The 12,942-nt window shown below is 72.7% G+C and carries 13 protein-coding genes; 12 read left to right on the top strand and 1 reads right to left on the bottom strand.

Annotation, left to right across the window (positions count from 1 at the left end):
- Positions 1 to 23: 23 nt before the first annotated feature.
- The gene (locus tag J5Y09_RS18480; RefSeq protein WP_209353300.1) at positions 24 to 758 is read right to left on the bottom strand and encodes a HugZ family pyridoxamine 5'-phosphate oxidase; all 735 of its coding nucleotides are present in this window, start codon (positions 756 to 758) and stop codon (positions 24 to 26) included.
- Between the two features lie 106 nt (positions 759 to 864).
- Between J5Y09_RS18480 and J5Y09_RS18475 the strand changes: the two genes are divergently transcribed.
- The 12 genes from J5Y09_RS18475 to trpA all read left to right on the top strand — a co-directional run bounded on the left by J5Y09_RS18475 (position 865) and on the right by trpA (position 12,928).
- Positions 865 to 1,566, top strand: coding sequence for a response regulator transcription factor (locus J5Y09_RS18475; protein ID WP_198376555.1), 702 nt, complete (start codon positions 865 to 867; stop codon positions 1,564 to 1,566).
- Positions 1,567 to 1,586: 20 nt separating this feature from the next.
- Positions 1,587 to 3,287, top strand: a complete 1,701-nt coding sequence (locus J5Y09_RS18470; RefSeq protein ID WP_209353299.1) for a stimulus-sensing domain-containing protein — start codon at positions 1,587 to 1,589, stop codon at positions 3,285 to 3,287.
- A 102-nt stretch (positions 3,288 to 3,389) separates the two neighbouring features.
- Positions 3,390 to 4,580: an MFS transporter gene (locus J5Y09_RS18465; RefSeq protein ID WP_209353298.1), complete on the top strand. Its 1,191-nt coding sequence runs from the start codon at positions 3,390 to 3,392 to the stop codon at positions 4,578 to 4,580.
- A 197-nt stretch (positions 4,581 to 4,777) separates the two neighbouring features.
- Entirely contained in the window at positions 4,778 to 6,490 is a 1,713-nt protein-coding gene (rpsA, locus tag J5Y09_RS18460; protein WP_209353297.1) for a 30S ribosomal protein S1, read from the top strand.
- Positions 6,491 to 6,598: 108 nt separating this feature from the next.
- Complete coding sequence (gene sppA / locus J5Y09_RS18455; protein ID WP_209353296.1) at positions 6,599 to 7,513, top strand: signal peptide peptidase SppA; 915 nt, start codon at positions 6,599 to 6,601, stop codon at positions 7,511 to 7,513.
- 49 nt (positions 7,514 to 7,562) lie between these two features.
- Positions 7,563 to 7,880 carry an integration host factor subunit beta gene (locus tag J5Y09_RS18450; RefSeq protein WP_198378182.1) on the top strand — a complete coding sequence of 106 codons (318 nt, stop codon included), beginning with the start codon at positions 7,563 to 7,565 and terminating at the stop codon, positions 7,878 to 7,880.
- Position 7,881: 1 nt separating this feature from the next.
- Positions 7,882 to 8,196 carry a LapA family protein gene (locus J5Y09_RS18445; RefSeq protein ID WP_209353295.1) on the top strand — a complete coding sequence of 105 codons (315 nt, stop codon included), beginning with the start codon at positions 7,882 to 7,884 and terminating at the stop codon, positions 8,194 to 8,196.
- Positions 8,193 to 8,906, top strand: coding sequence for an orotidine-5'-phosphate decarboxylase (gene pyrF / locus J5Y09_RS18440; RefSeq protein ID WP_209353294.1), 714 nt, complete (start codon positions 8,193 to 8,195; stop codon positions 8,904 to 8,906). The genes J5Y09_RS18445 and pyrF overlap by 4 nt, the downstream gene beginning before the upstream one ends.
- Positions 8,907 to 8,910: 4 nt before the next feature.
- Positions 8,911 to 9,564 carry a phosphoribosylanthranilate isomerase gene (locus tag J5Y09_RS18435; RefSeq protein ID WP_209353293.1) on the top strand — a complete coding sequence of 218 codons (654 nt, stop codon included), beginning with the start codon at positions 8,911 to 8,913 and terminating at the stop codon, positions 9,562 to 9,564.
- 51 nt (positions 9,565 to 9,615) lie between these two features.
- Entirely contained in the window at positions 9,616 to 10,590 is a 975-nt protein-coding gene (locus J5Y09_RS18430; RefSeq protein WP_209353292.1) for a dienelactone hydrolase family protein, read from the top strand.
- Between the two features lie 114 nt (positions 10,591 to 10,704).
- Positions 10,705 to 11,943: a tryptophan synthase subunit beta gene (trpB, locus tag J5Y09_RS18425; RefSeq protein ID WP_209353291.1), complete on the top strand. Its 1,239-nt coding sequence runs from the start codon at positions 10,705 to 10,707 to the stop codon at positions 11,941 to 11,943.
- A gap of 154 nt (positions 11,944 to 12,097) precedes the next feature.
- Complete coding sequence (gene trpA / locus J5Y09_RS18420) at positions 12,098 to 12,928, top strand: tryptophan synthase subunit alpha (RefSeq protein WP_209353290.1); 831 nt, start codon at positions 12,098 to 12,100, stop codon at positions 12,926 to 12,928.
- Positions 12,929 to 12,942 lie beyond the last annotated feature (14 nt).

Raw genomic sequence — 12,942 nt, 5'->3', positions numbered from 1 at the left:
GGAATTGCGGCGAAAGCCGCTGCTCAGCCGGTCCCGGCGATTCTCGCCCGTCCCTCCCGTGCGGCGCGGATGAGGGCCGTGCGCACGGCGTCCGCATCGCTTACCTGCGTTAAGAACGCAAGACGAACCGTTCGGTTACCTTCGGAGAGGTCGCAACCGTCAACATCGACCGAAACGACTCGCCACTCGCCCGGGCCGGCGCCGAGCAGCCCTTCCGCGATCGCGGCCACCGCATCCGCATGGTCGGCGTTCACGTGTTCGACGATGGAGGCCTCCGCCTCCAGGATCGCGGCGACCGCGGCCGGGTCGGGCGCGAGTTCCGCCGCGCGGATCCGCTCCGCGCGGGCGAAGCCGCCGACATGCAGCGCGCCCAGGATGCGCACGCGCCACAGGCCGAAATCGGCGAAGTCGGCATAGAGCGCCGCATAGGGATGGCGCGCCAGCCAGCGCGCCTTCAGCCCCGCCACCGCTGCCTCCGGCACGCGTTCGGCAAGCCCCGTGACCGTCACGCGCGGCGCGGTCTGCGGGTTCGGGCCTTCCGTCGTGCCGGTGAACAGCAGGGAGCAGCGGGGTTCCTGCGCGAGGTGCCGCGTATGCTCGGACAGCGTCGAGAGCCACAGCAGCGGCGAGAGGTCGGGCCCCGGCGCGGGCGTCACCAGGCTCGCGAAGGGCTGCCCGTCCGCCTGCGTCGCGAGCGTCGCGGCGGCCGCGCCGCGGATGAGCCGCCTGGCCTCGCCAATTCCCTCGACCGATGCCATGTCCCCTCCGGCCCGCCTCGTGCCACAATCCGGCGCGAAAGTGGAACCAGGGCCGCCGCAGCGCAACCGCGGCCAGCCCGGAATGCCCGGAGCACAGTGCAGGACAATGCCGCAGACCATCGCCCTCGTGGACGACGACCGCAACATCCTGACCAGCGTGCAGATGACGCTGGAGGCCGAAGGCTATTCGGTGCGCACCTTCACGGATGGCGAGAGCGCGCTGCAGGGCCTGCTCTCCCGCCCCGCCGACCTCGCCGTGCTCGACATCAAGATGCCGCGCATGGACGGGATGGAGCTGCTGCAGCGCCTGCGCCAGCGGTCGAACATGCCGGTCGTCTTCCTCACCTCGAAGGATGAGGAGGTGGACGAGCTGATGGGCCTGCGCCTGGGCGCCGACGACTACATCACCAAGCCCTTCAGCCAGCGCCTGCTGCTGGAACGCATCCGCGCCCTGCTCCGCCGCAACGAGGCCTCGCGCGCGGAAGGGTCCGGCGCGCCGCCCGGCGGCGTCATCGCCCGCGGCGACCTGGTGCTGGACGAGACGAAGCACACCTGCGTCTGGAAGGGCGGGCAGGTGCAGCTGACCGTCACCGAGTTCCTGCTCGTCAAGGCGCTCGCCATCCGCCCCGGCATGGTGAAGAACCGCGACCAGCTGATCGACGCCGCCTATGGCGAGAACATCTACGTCGACGACCGCACCATCGACAGCCACGTGAAGCGCATCCGCAAGAAGTTCCGCCAGGTGGACACGGAGTTCGACCAGATCGAGACGCTCTACGGCATCGGCTACCGCTACAAGGAAGCCTGAGACGATGGCCCTGGCCCCGCATGCCTGACGGCTCGGGCCGCCGCGCGGCGCCGCGCCCGCGCGCCGAAAGCACGGCCGAACCGCGCGCGCCGCGCCGCTTCTCGCCGCTGCTGCGCCGCATCCTGCTGGTCAACGCCGTGCCGCCGGCGCTGCTGGCCGCCTCGCTGCTGTATCTCGACCAGTACCAGAACGGGCTGCTGGCGGCCGAGGTCGAGGGCCTGCGCACCCAGGCGCGCATCTATGCCGGCGGCATCGCCGAAGCCGCGGTGCGCATCGACGGCGACCGCGCCATCCTGGTGCCGGAAGCCGCCCGCCCGCTGCTGCGCCGCCTCGTCGAGCCATCGCCCAACACCCAGGCGCGGCTGTTCGACAATACCGGCCTGATGGTCGCCGACAGCCGCGTGCGGGAAGGCCCCGGCGGCGCGGTGGTGACCGAGCCCCTGCCGCCGCCCGAACCCCGCGGCGCGCTCACGGCCACGGTCGGCGGCGTCTATGACCGGCTCGTCTCCGTGCTGCCTGGCACGCTGCGCGGCACCGGCGGGTCGGGCGGCGTCGCCGTCGATGTGGGGCCCGAGACGCCCGACTTCGACTGGCAGCCCGATATCGGCCCCGACCGGCGGGAGGAGCTGCGCCTCGCCCTGGAAGGCGGCGTGCGCCCCTATATCCGCCGCACCGGCGACGGACGGCTGCTGGTCTCGGTCGCCGAACCCGCGCGGCGCGGCAATCAGGGCGTGGGCATCGTGCTGCTGACGCGCGAGGCGCGGGAAGTGGACGAAAGGCTGTTCCAGATCCGCGCCTCCGTGCTGCTGCTGTTCGGCACGGCGCTGGTGCTGACGGTCATGCTCTCCTTCTACCTCGCGCGCACCATCGCGACGCCGATGCTCGACCTCGCCCGCGCCACCCAGCGCATCCGCGAAGGCGAGGGGCGCGAGGAATCGGTCCCCGAACCCCTGCTGGTCCGCAACGACGAGATCGGCGTGCTCGCGCGCGACCTGCAGAATTCCGCCCGCGCCCTGTGGGCGCGCATCGACGCGAACGAGCGCTTCGCCGCCGATGTCGCGCATGAACTGCGCAACCCGCTGACCAGCGTGCGCAGCGCGCTCGAGACGCTGCGCCGCATCGAGAACCCGGAACAGCGCGGCCGCCTGCTCGCGATCATCGCCGAGGACGCGGTGCGGATGGACCGGCTGATCGCCGACATCTCCGACAGTTCGCGCGTCGATGCGGAGCTGTCGCGCACCATCTCCACGCCGGTGGACATCGCGCCGATCCTTTCAGCCCTCGCCGACCTGCACGAGGCGACGCGGGAGACTGCGGACGCGCCGCACCTTGTGCTGGAAGCGCCAGCCGGACCGCTCGTGGTGCGCGGCGTCGAGGGCCGCATCGTACAGGTCTATCGCAACCTGCTGGGCAACGCGCTGTCCTTCAGCCCGGCCGGCGGCACGGTCTGGATGAAGGCGCGCCCCGCCGGCGCGATGGTCGAGGTCGCGATCGAGGACGAAGGCCCGGGCATCCCGGAACAGAAGCTCGAGAGCATCTTCGAGCGCTTCTATTCCGAGCGCCCGAGCGGCGAACGCTTCGGCCAGCATTCGGGCCTCGGGCTGTCGATCAGCAAGCAGATCGTCGAGGGGCTGCGCGGGCAGATCACGGCGGAGAACCGCCGCGACGCCGAGGGGAAGGTTGCTGGCGCCAGGTTCGTCGTCCGGCTGCCGACGGCATAGCCGGCGGCTGACGCCGCGCGCGCGCTTCGTCGCGCCGCCTTGTGCGGCGTGCCGCGGGGTGCGAAGTCCGCGGCGGTGCGTCGCGAAGACAGAGGCCCCGAGATGATGCTGGGACGTTGGGGCGAGGTCGGCGTATTGGCCTTCGCCCGCATTTCCATGGGTGCGCAGCTGCAGGTCGTCGGCGCGCTGGGGCCTCTCCTGATTGGCGGCCTTGTCGCGGACTGGGCCGCGCTCGGCACGTTGATCGGCGCCTACTCCCTCGCCGGGGTCTTCGTCGCCCTGCCGGCGGGATGGCTGCTGGCGCGGTTCGGCGATCGCGTCGTGCTGCTGGGCGGCGTCGGGCTCATGGCGCTCGGGGGCTTGCTGCTCGCCCTCGCGCCAGGCTTCGGCGTCGCGCTCGCGGGGCGGCTCGTCGCCGGTGTCGGCGGCACGCTGCTCACCATCGCGGGCGCGAAGATGGTGCTCGACCGTTTCTCTGGCGCGGGCGTCGCGCTCGCCATGGGGCTGATGCTGATGGCCTGGCCGTTCGGCATCGGCCTGGCCCTGCTCGTGCTGCCCCTGCTCGGCGCGGACTGGCGGGCGGGCCTGTGGCTTTCCGCCGGCTTCTGCTCGCTCGCCTTCGTGCTGCTCGCGGTCGCGGTGCGCGGCGCCAGCCCCGCGGCCGCCAGCCACCGCCGGATGTGGCTGCTGCCGCATGAATGGCGCCCTCTGCTGGCGCTCGGCGTCGTCTGGGCCGGCTACAACGCCGCCTTCGCCGTGGCGGTCGGCTTCACGCCCGCCTTCCTGGTCGCGAACGGGATGAGCCATGCGGAGGCCGGCGCGCTCGCCTCGCTGATCGGCTTCTCCATCCTGCCGCTGCAGCCCATGGGCGGCGCCATCGCGGAAAGGCTGGGCCGGCCGCTGCTCGTGACCGTGCTGTGCATCCTCGGCATGGTGGCGGCACTCGCCGCGACGGCCGCCGGGGCGCCGGCCTGGCTGGCCCTGCCGGCCTTCGGCCTGCTGGCCGCGCCGCCGTCGAGCCTGATCATGGCCTTTGCCGGCCGCGCCCTGTCGGCCGAGAGCCGGGCCTTCGGGATGGGCGTGCACTACACGCTGTTCTACCTGGGGCTGGCCCTGTTGCCGCCCTTCGCCGGCCTCGTGCGCGACATGACCGGCGCGCCCGCTGCTCCTCTTCTCACGGCGGCGGGCTTCCTCGCCCTGTGCCTGACGGCGCTGACCGTCTACGCGGCCGCGATGGCGCGGCGCGGCCCGACCGGCCCCCTGGCGGGGGGGGCGCACGCCCGTTCTCCTTGACTCTTTTCCTGCCCACGCCTATGCGCCCGTGTCCCCTCACGGGACCGGAAACGGGCGGACCGAAACGCGCCCACCCATCGGGACCGGGTTCGCTGCCGCGAAGGGCGCGCCGGTCCAAGTCGTTCCTGCCCATGGGCGGGCGCGCAGGCCGCATCACCCGCCGCGCTGGCGGGGGACACCGGAAAGCACAGGACTGCATGGCCACCATCACCGCCGACCGCGCGGGCAGCGAGGATTTCGCCGCCCTTCTCGATGAAACGCTTGGCGCCGACACCGGATTTGCCGGATCGGTCGTCACCGGCAAGGTCATCCGGGTGGATGACGATGTCGCGGTCGTCGATGTCGGCCTCAAGAGCGAGGGGCGCGTGCCCCTCAAGGAATTCGCCGCCCCCGGTATGAAGCCCGAGGTGAAGCCCGGCGACCTGATCGAGCTGTTCGTCGAGCGGTACGAAGACCGCGACGGCTCCATCGTGCTGTCGCGCGAGAAGGCCCGCCGCGAGGAAGCCTGGACGAACCTCGAGAAGTCCTTCACCGCCAACCAGCGCGTGAACGGCGTGATCTTCGGCCGCGTGAAGGGCGGCTTCACGGTCGACCTCGGCGGCGCCGTGGCCTTCCTCCCCGGCAGCCAGGTGGACATCCGCCCGGTGCGCGACGTCGGCCCGCTGATGGGCAGCCCGCAGCCCTTCCAGATCCTCAAGATGGACCGCGCCCGCGGGAACATCGTGGTGTCGCGCCGCGCGGTGCTCGAGGAAACGCGCGCCGAACAGCGCAGCGAACTGATCCAGGGCCTCAAGGAAGGCATGATCCTGGACGGCGTGGTGAAGAACATCACCGACTACGGCGCCTTCGTGGACCTCGGCGGCGTCGACGGCCTGCTGCACGTCACCGACATCGCCTGGCGCCGCATCAACCACCCGAGCGAGGCGCTGACCATCGGCCAGCCCGTGAAGGTGCAGGTCATCCGCTTCAACTCCGAGACGCAGCGCATCAGCCTCGGCATGAAGCAGCTGATGTCCGACCCGTGGGACGGCGTGGCGCTCAAGTACCCGGTCGGCGCCAAGTTCGGCGGCCGCGTGACGAACATCACCGACTACGGCGCCTTCGTGGAGCTGGAGCCGGGCGTCGAGGGCCTCGTGCACGTCAGCGAGATGTCCTGGACCAAGAAGAACGTCCATCCGGGCAAGATCGTCGCGACCTCCGAGCAGGTGGACGTGATGATCCTCGACGTGGATGAGCCCAAGCGCCGCATCTCGCTCGGCCTCAAGCAGGCGCAAGGCAACCCCTGGGAGCTGTTCCTGGAGGCCCACCCGCCCGGCAACGTGATCGAGGGCGAGATCCGCAACATCACCGAGTTCGGCCTGTTCATCGGCGTCGGCCCGGACGTGGACGGCATGGTCCACATGTCCGACCTGTCGTGGGAGGAAGCCGGCGAAGTGGCGATGAACCGCTACTCTAAGGGCCAGGTCATCAAGGCGAAGGTGCTCGACGTCGATGTCGAGAAGGAGCGCATCTCCCTCGGCATCAAGCAGCTCGAGGCCGACCCGGCCGCCGAGGTGCTGGACCGCGTGCGCAAGGGCGACATCGTCACCTGCGTCGTGACCAAGGTCGAGGCCAACGGCATCGAGGTGAAGGTCGAGGAAGTCCTGACCGGCTTCATCCGCCGCGCCGAACTCGCCCGCGACCGCGCCGACCAGCGCCCCGACAAGTTCGCGATCGGGGAGAAGGTTGACGCCCGCGTCACCGCCGTGGACCGCGCCGCCCGTCGCCTCGCCCTGACCATCAAGGGCAAGGAGATCGAGGAGGAGCGCGAGGCGATGCGCGAATACGGCTCCGCCGACAGCGGCGCCTCCCTCGGCGACATCCTCGGCGCGGCGATCCGCCGCCGCCGCGAGATGGCCGGCGAGGAGTAAGACGTCCGCCCTTTCCGGGCTGCATCGGAACCCCCGGGTCGGCAACGGCCCGGGGGTTCTTGCATCTGCGGGGTTGCGTCGCGCCCCGCGCCTCGCCATTGAGGCGGCATGTCCCTCGAGCCCGACCTGCTCGCCGACCGCCGCCGGCTGCGCCGCCGCCTGACCCTGTGGCGGGCGCTGGCCATCTTCGCGCTGTTCGGCGCCATCGCGCTGGTCGCCGGCATGCGCGGCGAGCGCGTGCTGCCGGGCGGGGACCATGTGCTGCGCCTGCCGATCAACGGCTTCATCGCCGAGGATCGCCGCGTGATCGAGGCGCTGGACCGCGCCGCGACGAACGCCTCGGTCCGCGCCGTGATCGTCGCCATCGACAGCCCCGGCGGCACCATCGCGGGGGGGGAGGCGCTGCACGGCGCGCTCAGCCGCGTCGCCGCCCGCAAGCCGGTGGTGGCGCTGATGGGCGCGACGGCGGCCTCGGCCGGGTACATGGCGGCGCTGCCCGCGGCGCGGATCTACGCCCGCGATTCCAGCCTGACGGGCTCGATCGGCGTGCTGCTGCAATCCTTCGACGTGTCGGAGCTGATGGCGCGGCTCGGCGTCAGCGCGCAGGTCATCGCCTCCGGCCCGCTCAAGGACCAGCCGAGCCTGTTCCGGCCGCTGTCCGCCGAGGGCCGCGCCGCGCTGGACCGCGTCATCCAGGACCTGCACGCGCAGTTCGTCGGCATGGTCGTGGCGGGCCGGCGGATGGACGCCGATCGCGCCCGGGCACTCGCCGATGGCCGCGTCTTCACCGGCCGCCAGGCGCTGGATGTCGGGCTGATCGACGCGATCGGCGGGGAGAGGGAGGCGCGGGCCTGGCTCGCCGCCGAGCGCGAGGTGCCCGAAAGCCTGCCGGTGCGCGACATGCAGACCCGCTCGACAACCGAGCGGCTGATCTCGCAGGCGACGGAAGGCGTCATGAAAAGCCTTTTGTCAGAATGGCTTGGCGTTGACGCCCCCCGGGCCCTCTGGCAGCCTTCCCGCTGAAGCGCGAAAGGCGCCGCGTCCGGGACGGGCGCACGAGGGAAGGCAAGGAATGACCAAGTCGGAGCTGATCGCGCACCTTGCCGCAGCCAACCCGCATCTGCGCCTGCCGGACATCGAGCTGATCGTCGCGACCATCTTCACCGAGATCACCGACGCGCTGGCCCGCGGGGACCGGGTGGAACTGCGCGGCTTCGGCGCCTTTTCCACCCGCACGCGGGACCCGCGCACCGGCCGCAATCCCCGCACGGGGGAAGCGGTGGAGGTCACCGCCAAGGCCGTGCCCTATTTCAAGCCCGGCAAGGAACTGCGCGAACGGATCAACAAGCCCGCCGCGCGTGCCTCGGCGCGCGCGACCAGCGCGGCCTGAGATGATCCGCTGGCTGCTGTTCCTGCCGCTGGCGGGGCTTGTCGTGCTGTTCGCGCTGTCGAACCGGCAGATGGTGGAACTGCGGCTGTGGCCCTTCGACTGGGTGTGGCAGGCGCCGCTGTCGATCGCCGTGCTGCTAGCGGCGTGCGTCGCCTTCCTGCTTGGCGCCGGGATCGTCTGGATGTCGGACCTGCCGCTGCGCAGCCGCGGCCGCGCGGCGTTGCGCCGGGCGGAAGGCCTGCAGCGGGAGGTCGAGGGCTTCCGCGCGCGCGACCGCGCCGCGGCGGCCGACCGGCTGGCGGGCCCGGCGGAATGATCGCGCGCCCCGCGGGCGGCGCCGCGCGCCTGATCCCGGCGATCGACACGGGCGACCTGGCACGGGCGGAAGCGCTCGCGGCCGCACTCGCCGGGCGCTGCGGCGTGCTGAAGGTCGGGCTGGAATTGTTCTGCGCCGCCGGTGCCCCCGCGGTCGCGGCGGTGACGCGGCATGCGCCGGTCTTCCTGGACCTGAAGCTGCACGACATCCCGAACACGGTCGCCGGCGCGCTGCGGTCCCTGCTGCCGCTGCGCCCGGCGATGGTCACCCTGCATGCGGGCGGCGGCCCGGCGATGGTCGCCGCGGCGCGGGACGCCGCCGAGCGCGCCGGCGCCGATCGCCCGCTGCTGCTCGCCGTGACGGTGCTGACCAGCATGGACGCCGCCGCGCTGGCCGCGACCGGCGTGGCGGACAGCCCCGCCGCCCAGGTGCTGCGCCTGGCGCGGATGGCGGTCGCGGCTGGCGCCGATGGCCTGGTGTGCAGCCCGCAGGAAGCCGCGCTGCTGCGCGCCGAACTCGGCCCCGGCCCGGCGCTGGTGGTGCCCGGCGTCCGGCCGGCGGGCAGCGCCGCGGGCGACCAGGCGCGCACCGCGACCCCGGCCGAGGCGGTCGCCGCCGGCGCCGACTGGATCGTGGTCGGCCGGCCGATCACCGGCGCGGCGGACCCGGCGGCGGCGGCGGCTTCCATCGCCGCGACCCTGCCGGGCTGAACCGATGGCGATCGAGGTCAAGATCTGCGGCATCCGCGATGCCGAGGGGCTTCACGCCGCCGCCGATGCGGCGGCCGACCTCATCGGGTTCGTGTTCTTCCCGCCTTCCCCGCGCGCGGTCACGCCGGCGCAGGCCGGGGCGCTGTCCGCGCTCCGCCCGGGCGGGCCGCTGAGGGTCGGGCTGTTCGTCGATGCGACGGATGCCGAGATCGCGGCCGTGCTCGCCGCCGTCCCGCTCGGCCTGATCCAGCTGCATGGGGAGGAGACGCCGGCCCGCGCCGCGGCGATCCGCGCCCGCTTCGGCCTGCCGGTGATGAAGGCGATCGGCGTGGCGGAGGAGGCGGACTTCGCCCCCGTCGCGGACTTCGCCCCGGTGGTGGACCGCTTCCTGTTCGATGCCCGCCCGCCGCCGGGCGGGCCGCTGCCGGGCGGCAACGCGCAGCCCTTCGAGTGGCGGCTGATGGCCGGCCGTTCGGTGCCGCGGCCCTGGCTGCTCGCGGGCGGGCTGACGCCGGGCAATGTGGCCGAGGCCATCCGCATCGCGGGCGCGCCGGGCGTCGATGTCTCCTCCGGCGTCGAGCGGGCGCGGGGCGTCAAGGATGCCGGTCTGGTGCGCGACTTCGTCGCCGCGGCGAAGGGCGCCTCGCCCACAGGTTGACGAGGCCCCCGCCCGCGCCGCAGCGTGGCGCGCCCAGGGAGGAACCGACTGATGACGCGCCTCGCCCCGCTGCTGATGCTCCTGCTGCTCGCGGCCTGCGGCGGCGGGGGGCCCCGGCCCGATCCCCTGACCTATGTCGGCGCCAGCAACCAGCCGATGATCGCCGATCTCCACCTGCCGCCGGGGACGGAGCGGGTGCCGCTGGTGATCCTGTCGCACGACGTCCGGGGCAAGCGCGACGCGCATCTGGAAGCCTATGTCGCGGCGCTGCAGGGCGCGGGGGCGGCGGTGCTGGTGCTCGACCACTACGCGCCGCGCAGCATCGACACCTCCCGCCCGGCGACGGAGCGCGCCTGGGTCACCGCGGCGGATTTCGCGCTCGACGCCTATGGCGCGCTGGACGCCGCGGCGCAGCATCCGCGCATCGACCGGCGCCGCGCGGGGCTGGTGGGCTTCGGGGAAGGCGGCGGGGGCGGCACGCTGCTCGCGGCCCATGCCTGGGCGCAGCAGGGGCGCCCGGCCAATGCGGCGCGGTTCCTGGCCTTCGCGGCGGTGGCGCCGGAATGCGCCTATCGCGTCGGCAACCGCGATACCGGGCGGCGGCCGATCCGGATCATCGTGGGCGACCGCGACAACCGCACGGGCAAGCCGGCCTGCGACGACCTGGCCTCCTACCTCCGCGCCGCGAGCGGCGATGTCACGGTCAGCACCATCGCGAACGCCCGGCACGGCTTCGACGACCCGCCCGGCCCGGTGCGCGCCGACGCGCAGGGGGAGAACATCACGCGCTGCGTCTGGCAGCAGGGCGGGGACGGGCTGTGGCGCGAACGCACCTCGGGCGTCGCCGGCGCCTCGCTGTTCCGCATCGGGGCCAATGAGCAGACGATCGCCGCGTATCTCCGCAGCCGGGAAGGCTGCCGCAGCGTCGGCACCGAGACGCAGGGCGACGCCGCGCATCGCGGCCGCGCGGTGGGTGAGGTGGCGGGCCATATGCGGCAGCATGTGATCGACGTGCGGCCGCGCTGAGCCCCGGCGCGCGCGGGTTCGCCCCGCGCGCGGACGGCGGGAGGCGCCGGCCTATGGCCGAGCCGGGGGCGATCCGCTAAACCCCCGGCTTTCCCGGACGTCCGAGAGAGCCCCTTGAACAAGCCCCTGCCCAATTCCTTCCGCCAGGGCCCCGATGCCCGCGGCCGCTTCGGCCAGTTCGGCGGGCGCTTCGTCGCCGAGACGCTGATGCCGCTGATCCTCGAGGTCGAGCAGGCCTACGAGGCAGCGAAGAAGGACACGGCCTTCCAGGCGGAATGGCGCCGCCTGCTGACGCACTACGTCGGCCGGCCGAGCCCGCTCTGGTACGCGGACCGCCTGACGAAGCACCTGCGCGCCAAGGCCGCGCCGGGCATGGGGGCGAAGGTCTATTTCAAGCGCGACGAGCTGAACCACACCGGCGCGCACAAGATCAACGCGGTGCTCGGCCAGATCCTGCTGGCCAAGAAGATGGGCAAGACGCGCATCATCGCCGAGACCGGCGCCGGCCAGCATGGCGTCGCCACCGCGACGGCCTGCGCCCTGTTCGACCTGCCCTGCACGGTCTTCATGGGCGCGACGGACGTCGAGCGCCAGCAGCCCAACGTCTTCCGGATGAAGCTGCTGGGGGCGGAGGTGGTGCCGGTGACCTCCGGCGCCGCCACGCTGAAGGACGCGATGAACGAGGCGCTGCGCCACTGGGTCGCGCATGTCCACGACACCTACTACTGCATCGGCACGGTGGCGGGCCCGCACCCCTACCCGGCCATGGTGCGCGACTTCCAGTCGGTGATCGGGGAGGAGACGCGCGAGCAGATGATGGCCGCGGAAGGCCGCCTGCCGGATGCGCTGGTCGCCGCGATCGGCGGCGGATCGAACGCCATGGGGTTGTTCTACCCGTTCCTCGACGACGAATCCGTCGCGATGTACGGCGTCGAGGCCGCGGGCAAGGGCGTCGAGACGCATGAGCACGCCGCGTCTCTGACCAAGGGCCGGCCGGGCGTGCTGCACGGCAACCGCACCTACCTGCTGCAGGACGAGTTCGGGCAGATCCTCGAAGCGCATTCGATCAGCGCGGGGCTCGACTATCCGGGCGTCGGGCCGGAGCATTCCTGGCTGCACGAGCTCGGCCGCGTGAACTACGTGCATGCGACCGACGACGAGGCGCTGGCCGCCTTCCAGCTCTGCTCGAAGCTGGAAGGGATCATCCCGGCGCTCGAGCCCGCGCATGCGCTCGCCTATGTGCTGCACCAGGCGCCGGCGATGCCGGCGGACAAGATCATCGTGATGAACATGTGCGGCCGCGGCGACAAGGACATCTTCACCGTCGCCCGGCACCTCGGGGTGAAGCTGTGATCGGCCACGGCATGACGGGCGGCCCGCGCATCGGCGCGGGCCGGGAGCGCACGGCGCGACCGCGCCCCGATCGCCATCCATCGCCGGCGCACCAGTCCACGGCGCGAAGGCAAGCCGCCCGGACGGGCGGCGCCCGCCGTCTGAGGGTATATCAATGAGCAGGATATCCACGCGCTTCGCCGCGCTGAAGGAGCAGGGGCGCGGCGCGCTCGTCACCTTCCTCGAAGGCTACGATCCCGACCCCGCCACATCGATGGCGATCCTGCGCGGCCTGCCCGGCGCCGGCGCGGACGTGATCGAGATCGGCGTGCCCTTCACCGACCCGATGGCCGATGGCCCGTCGATCCAGAAGGGCGGGCTGCGCGCGCTGAAGTCGGGCGCTACGCTCGCCGGCGTGCTCGCCATGGTGCGCGACTTCCGCAAGGAGGACGCGGCGACGCCGATCGTGCTGATGGGCTACTACAACCCCGTCCTGTCCTACGGCGTGGATCGCTTCTGCACCGATGCCGCGGCGTCGGGCGTCGACGGACTCATCATCGTCGACGTGCCGCCCGAGGAAGCGGACGAGGTGGAGCCGCAGGCGAAGGCGAACGGCCTCGACCTGATCCGCCTGGTGGCGCCGACGACGGACGAGGCGCGCCTGCCGCGCGTGCTCGCGGCGACCTCGGGCTTCGTCTATTACGTCTCGATCACCGGCATCACCGGCACGCGCAGCGCGAGCACGGCGGACCTCGCCGCCGCCGTGCCGCGGCTGCGCCCGCATACCGACCTGCCGATCTGCATCGGCTTCGGCATCCGCACGCCGGAACAGGCGGCGGAAGCGGCGCGGCTGGCCGATGGCGCGGTGGTCGGCACGGCGCTGGTGGACACGCTGGCGGCGAGCCTCGACGAGCAGGGCCGCGCGAAGCCGGACACGGTGCGCAAGGTGCTCGACCAGGTGCGCGCGCTGGCCGAAGCTGTGCACGGGGTGCGCAAGGCGGCGTAGCGCGCCATCCGTCC

The sequence above is a fragment of the Roseomonas nitratireducens genome, assembly GCF_017813355.1.
GTDB classification, from domain to species: domain Bacteria; phylum Pseudomonadota; class Alphaproteobacteria; order Acetobacterales; family Acetobacteraceae; genus Neoroseomonas; species Neoroseomonas nitratireducens.
Note: the sequence above shows the minus strand (reverse complement) of the source record. Positions and strands in the feature narration are given on the sequence as shown.

Excerpts from the sequence above, each read along its gene's own strand:
- pyrF (WP_209353294.1), top strand. The coding sequence starts at position 8,193 with ATGATCGCGCGCCCCGCGGGCGGCGCCGCGCGCCTGATCCCGGCGATC.
- J5Y09_RS18470 (WP_209353299.1), top strand. The coding sequence starts at position 1,587 with ATGCCTGACGGCTCGGGCCGCCGCGCGGCGCCGCGCCCGCGCGCCGAA.
- trpA (WP_209353290.1), top strand. The coding sequence starts at position 12,098 with ATGAGCAGGATATCCACGCGCTTCGCCGCGCTGAAGGAGCAGGGGCGC.
- J5Y09_RS18450 (WP_198378182.1), top strand. The coding sequence starts at position 7,563 with ATGACCAAGTCGGAGCTGATCGCGCACCTTGCCGCAGCCAACCCGCAT.
- J5Y09_RS18430 (WP_209353292.1), top strand. The coding sequence starts at position 9,616 with ATGACGCGCCTCGCCCCGCTGCTGATGCTCCTGCTGCTCGCGGCCTGC.
- J5Y09_RS18465 (WP_209353298.1), top strand. The coding sequence starts at position 3,390 with ATGATGCTGGGACGTTGGGGCGAGGTCGGCGTATTGGCCTTCGCCCGC.
- J5Y09_RS18480 (WP_209353300.1), bottom strand. The coding sequence starts at position 758 with ATGGCATCGGTCGAGGGAATTGGCGAGGCCAGGCGGCTCATCCGCGGC.
- sppA (WP_209353296.1), top strand. The coding sequence starts at position 6,599 with ATGTCCCTCGAGCCCGACCTGCTCGCCGACCGCCGCCGGCTGCGCCGC.
- J5Y09_RS18445 (WP_209353295.1), top strand. The coding sequence starts at position 7,882 with ATGATCCGCTGGCTGCTGTTCCTGCCGCTGGCGGGGCTTGTCGTGCTG.
- J5Y09_RS18435 (WP_209353293.1), top strand. The coding sequence starts at position 8,911 with ATGGCGATCGAGGTCAAGATCTGCGGCATCCGCGATGCCGAGGGGCTT.
- rpsA (WP_209353297.1), top strand. The coding sequence starts at position 4,778 with ATGGCCACCATCACCGCCGACCGCGCGGGCAGCGAGGATTTCGCCGCC.
- J5Y09_RS18475 (WP_198376555.1), top strand. The coding sequence starts at position 865 with ATGCCGCAGACCATCGCCCTCGTGGACGACGACCGCAACATCCTGACC.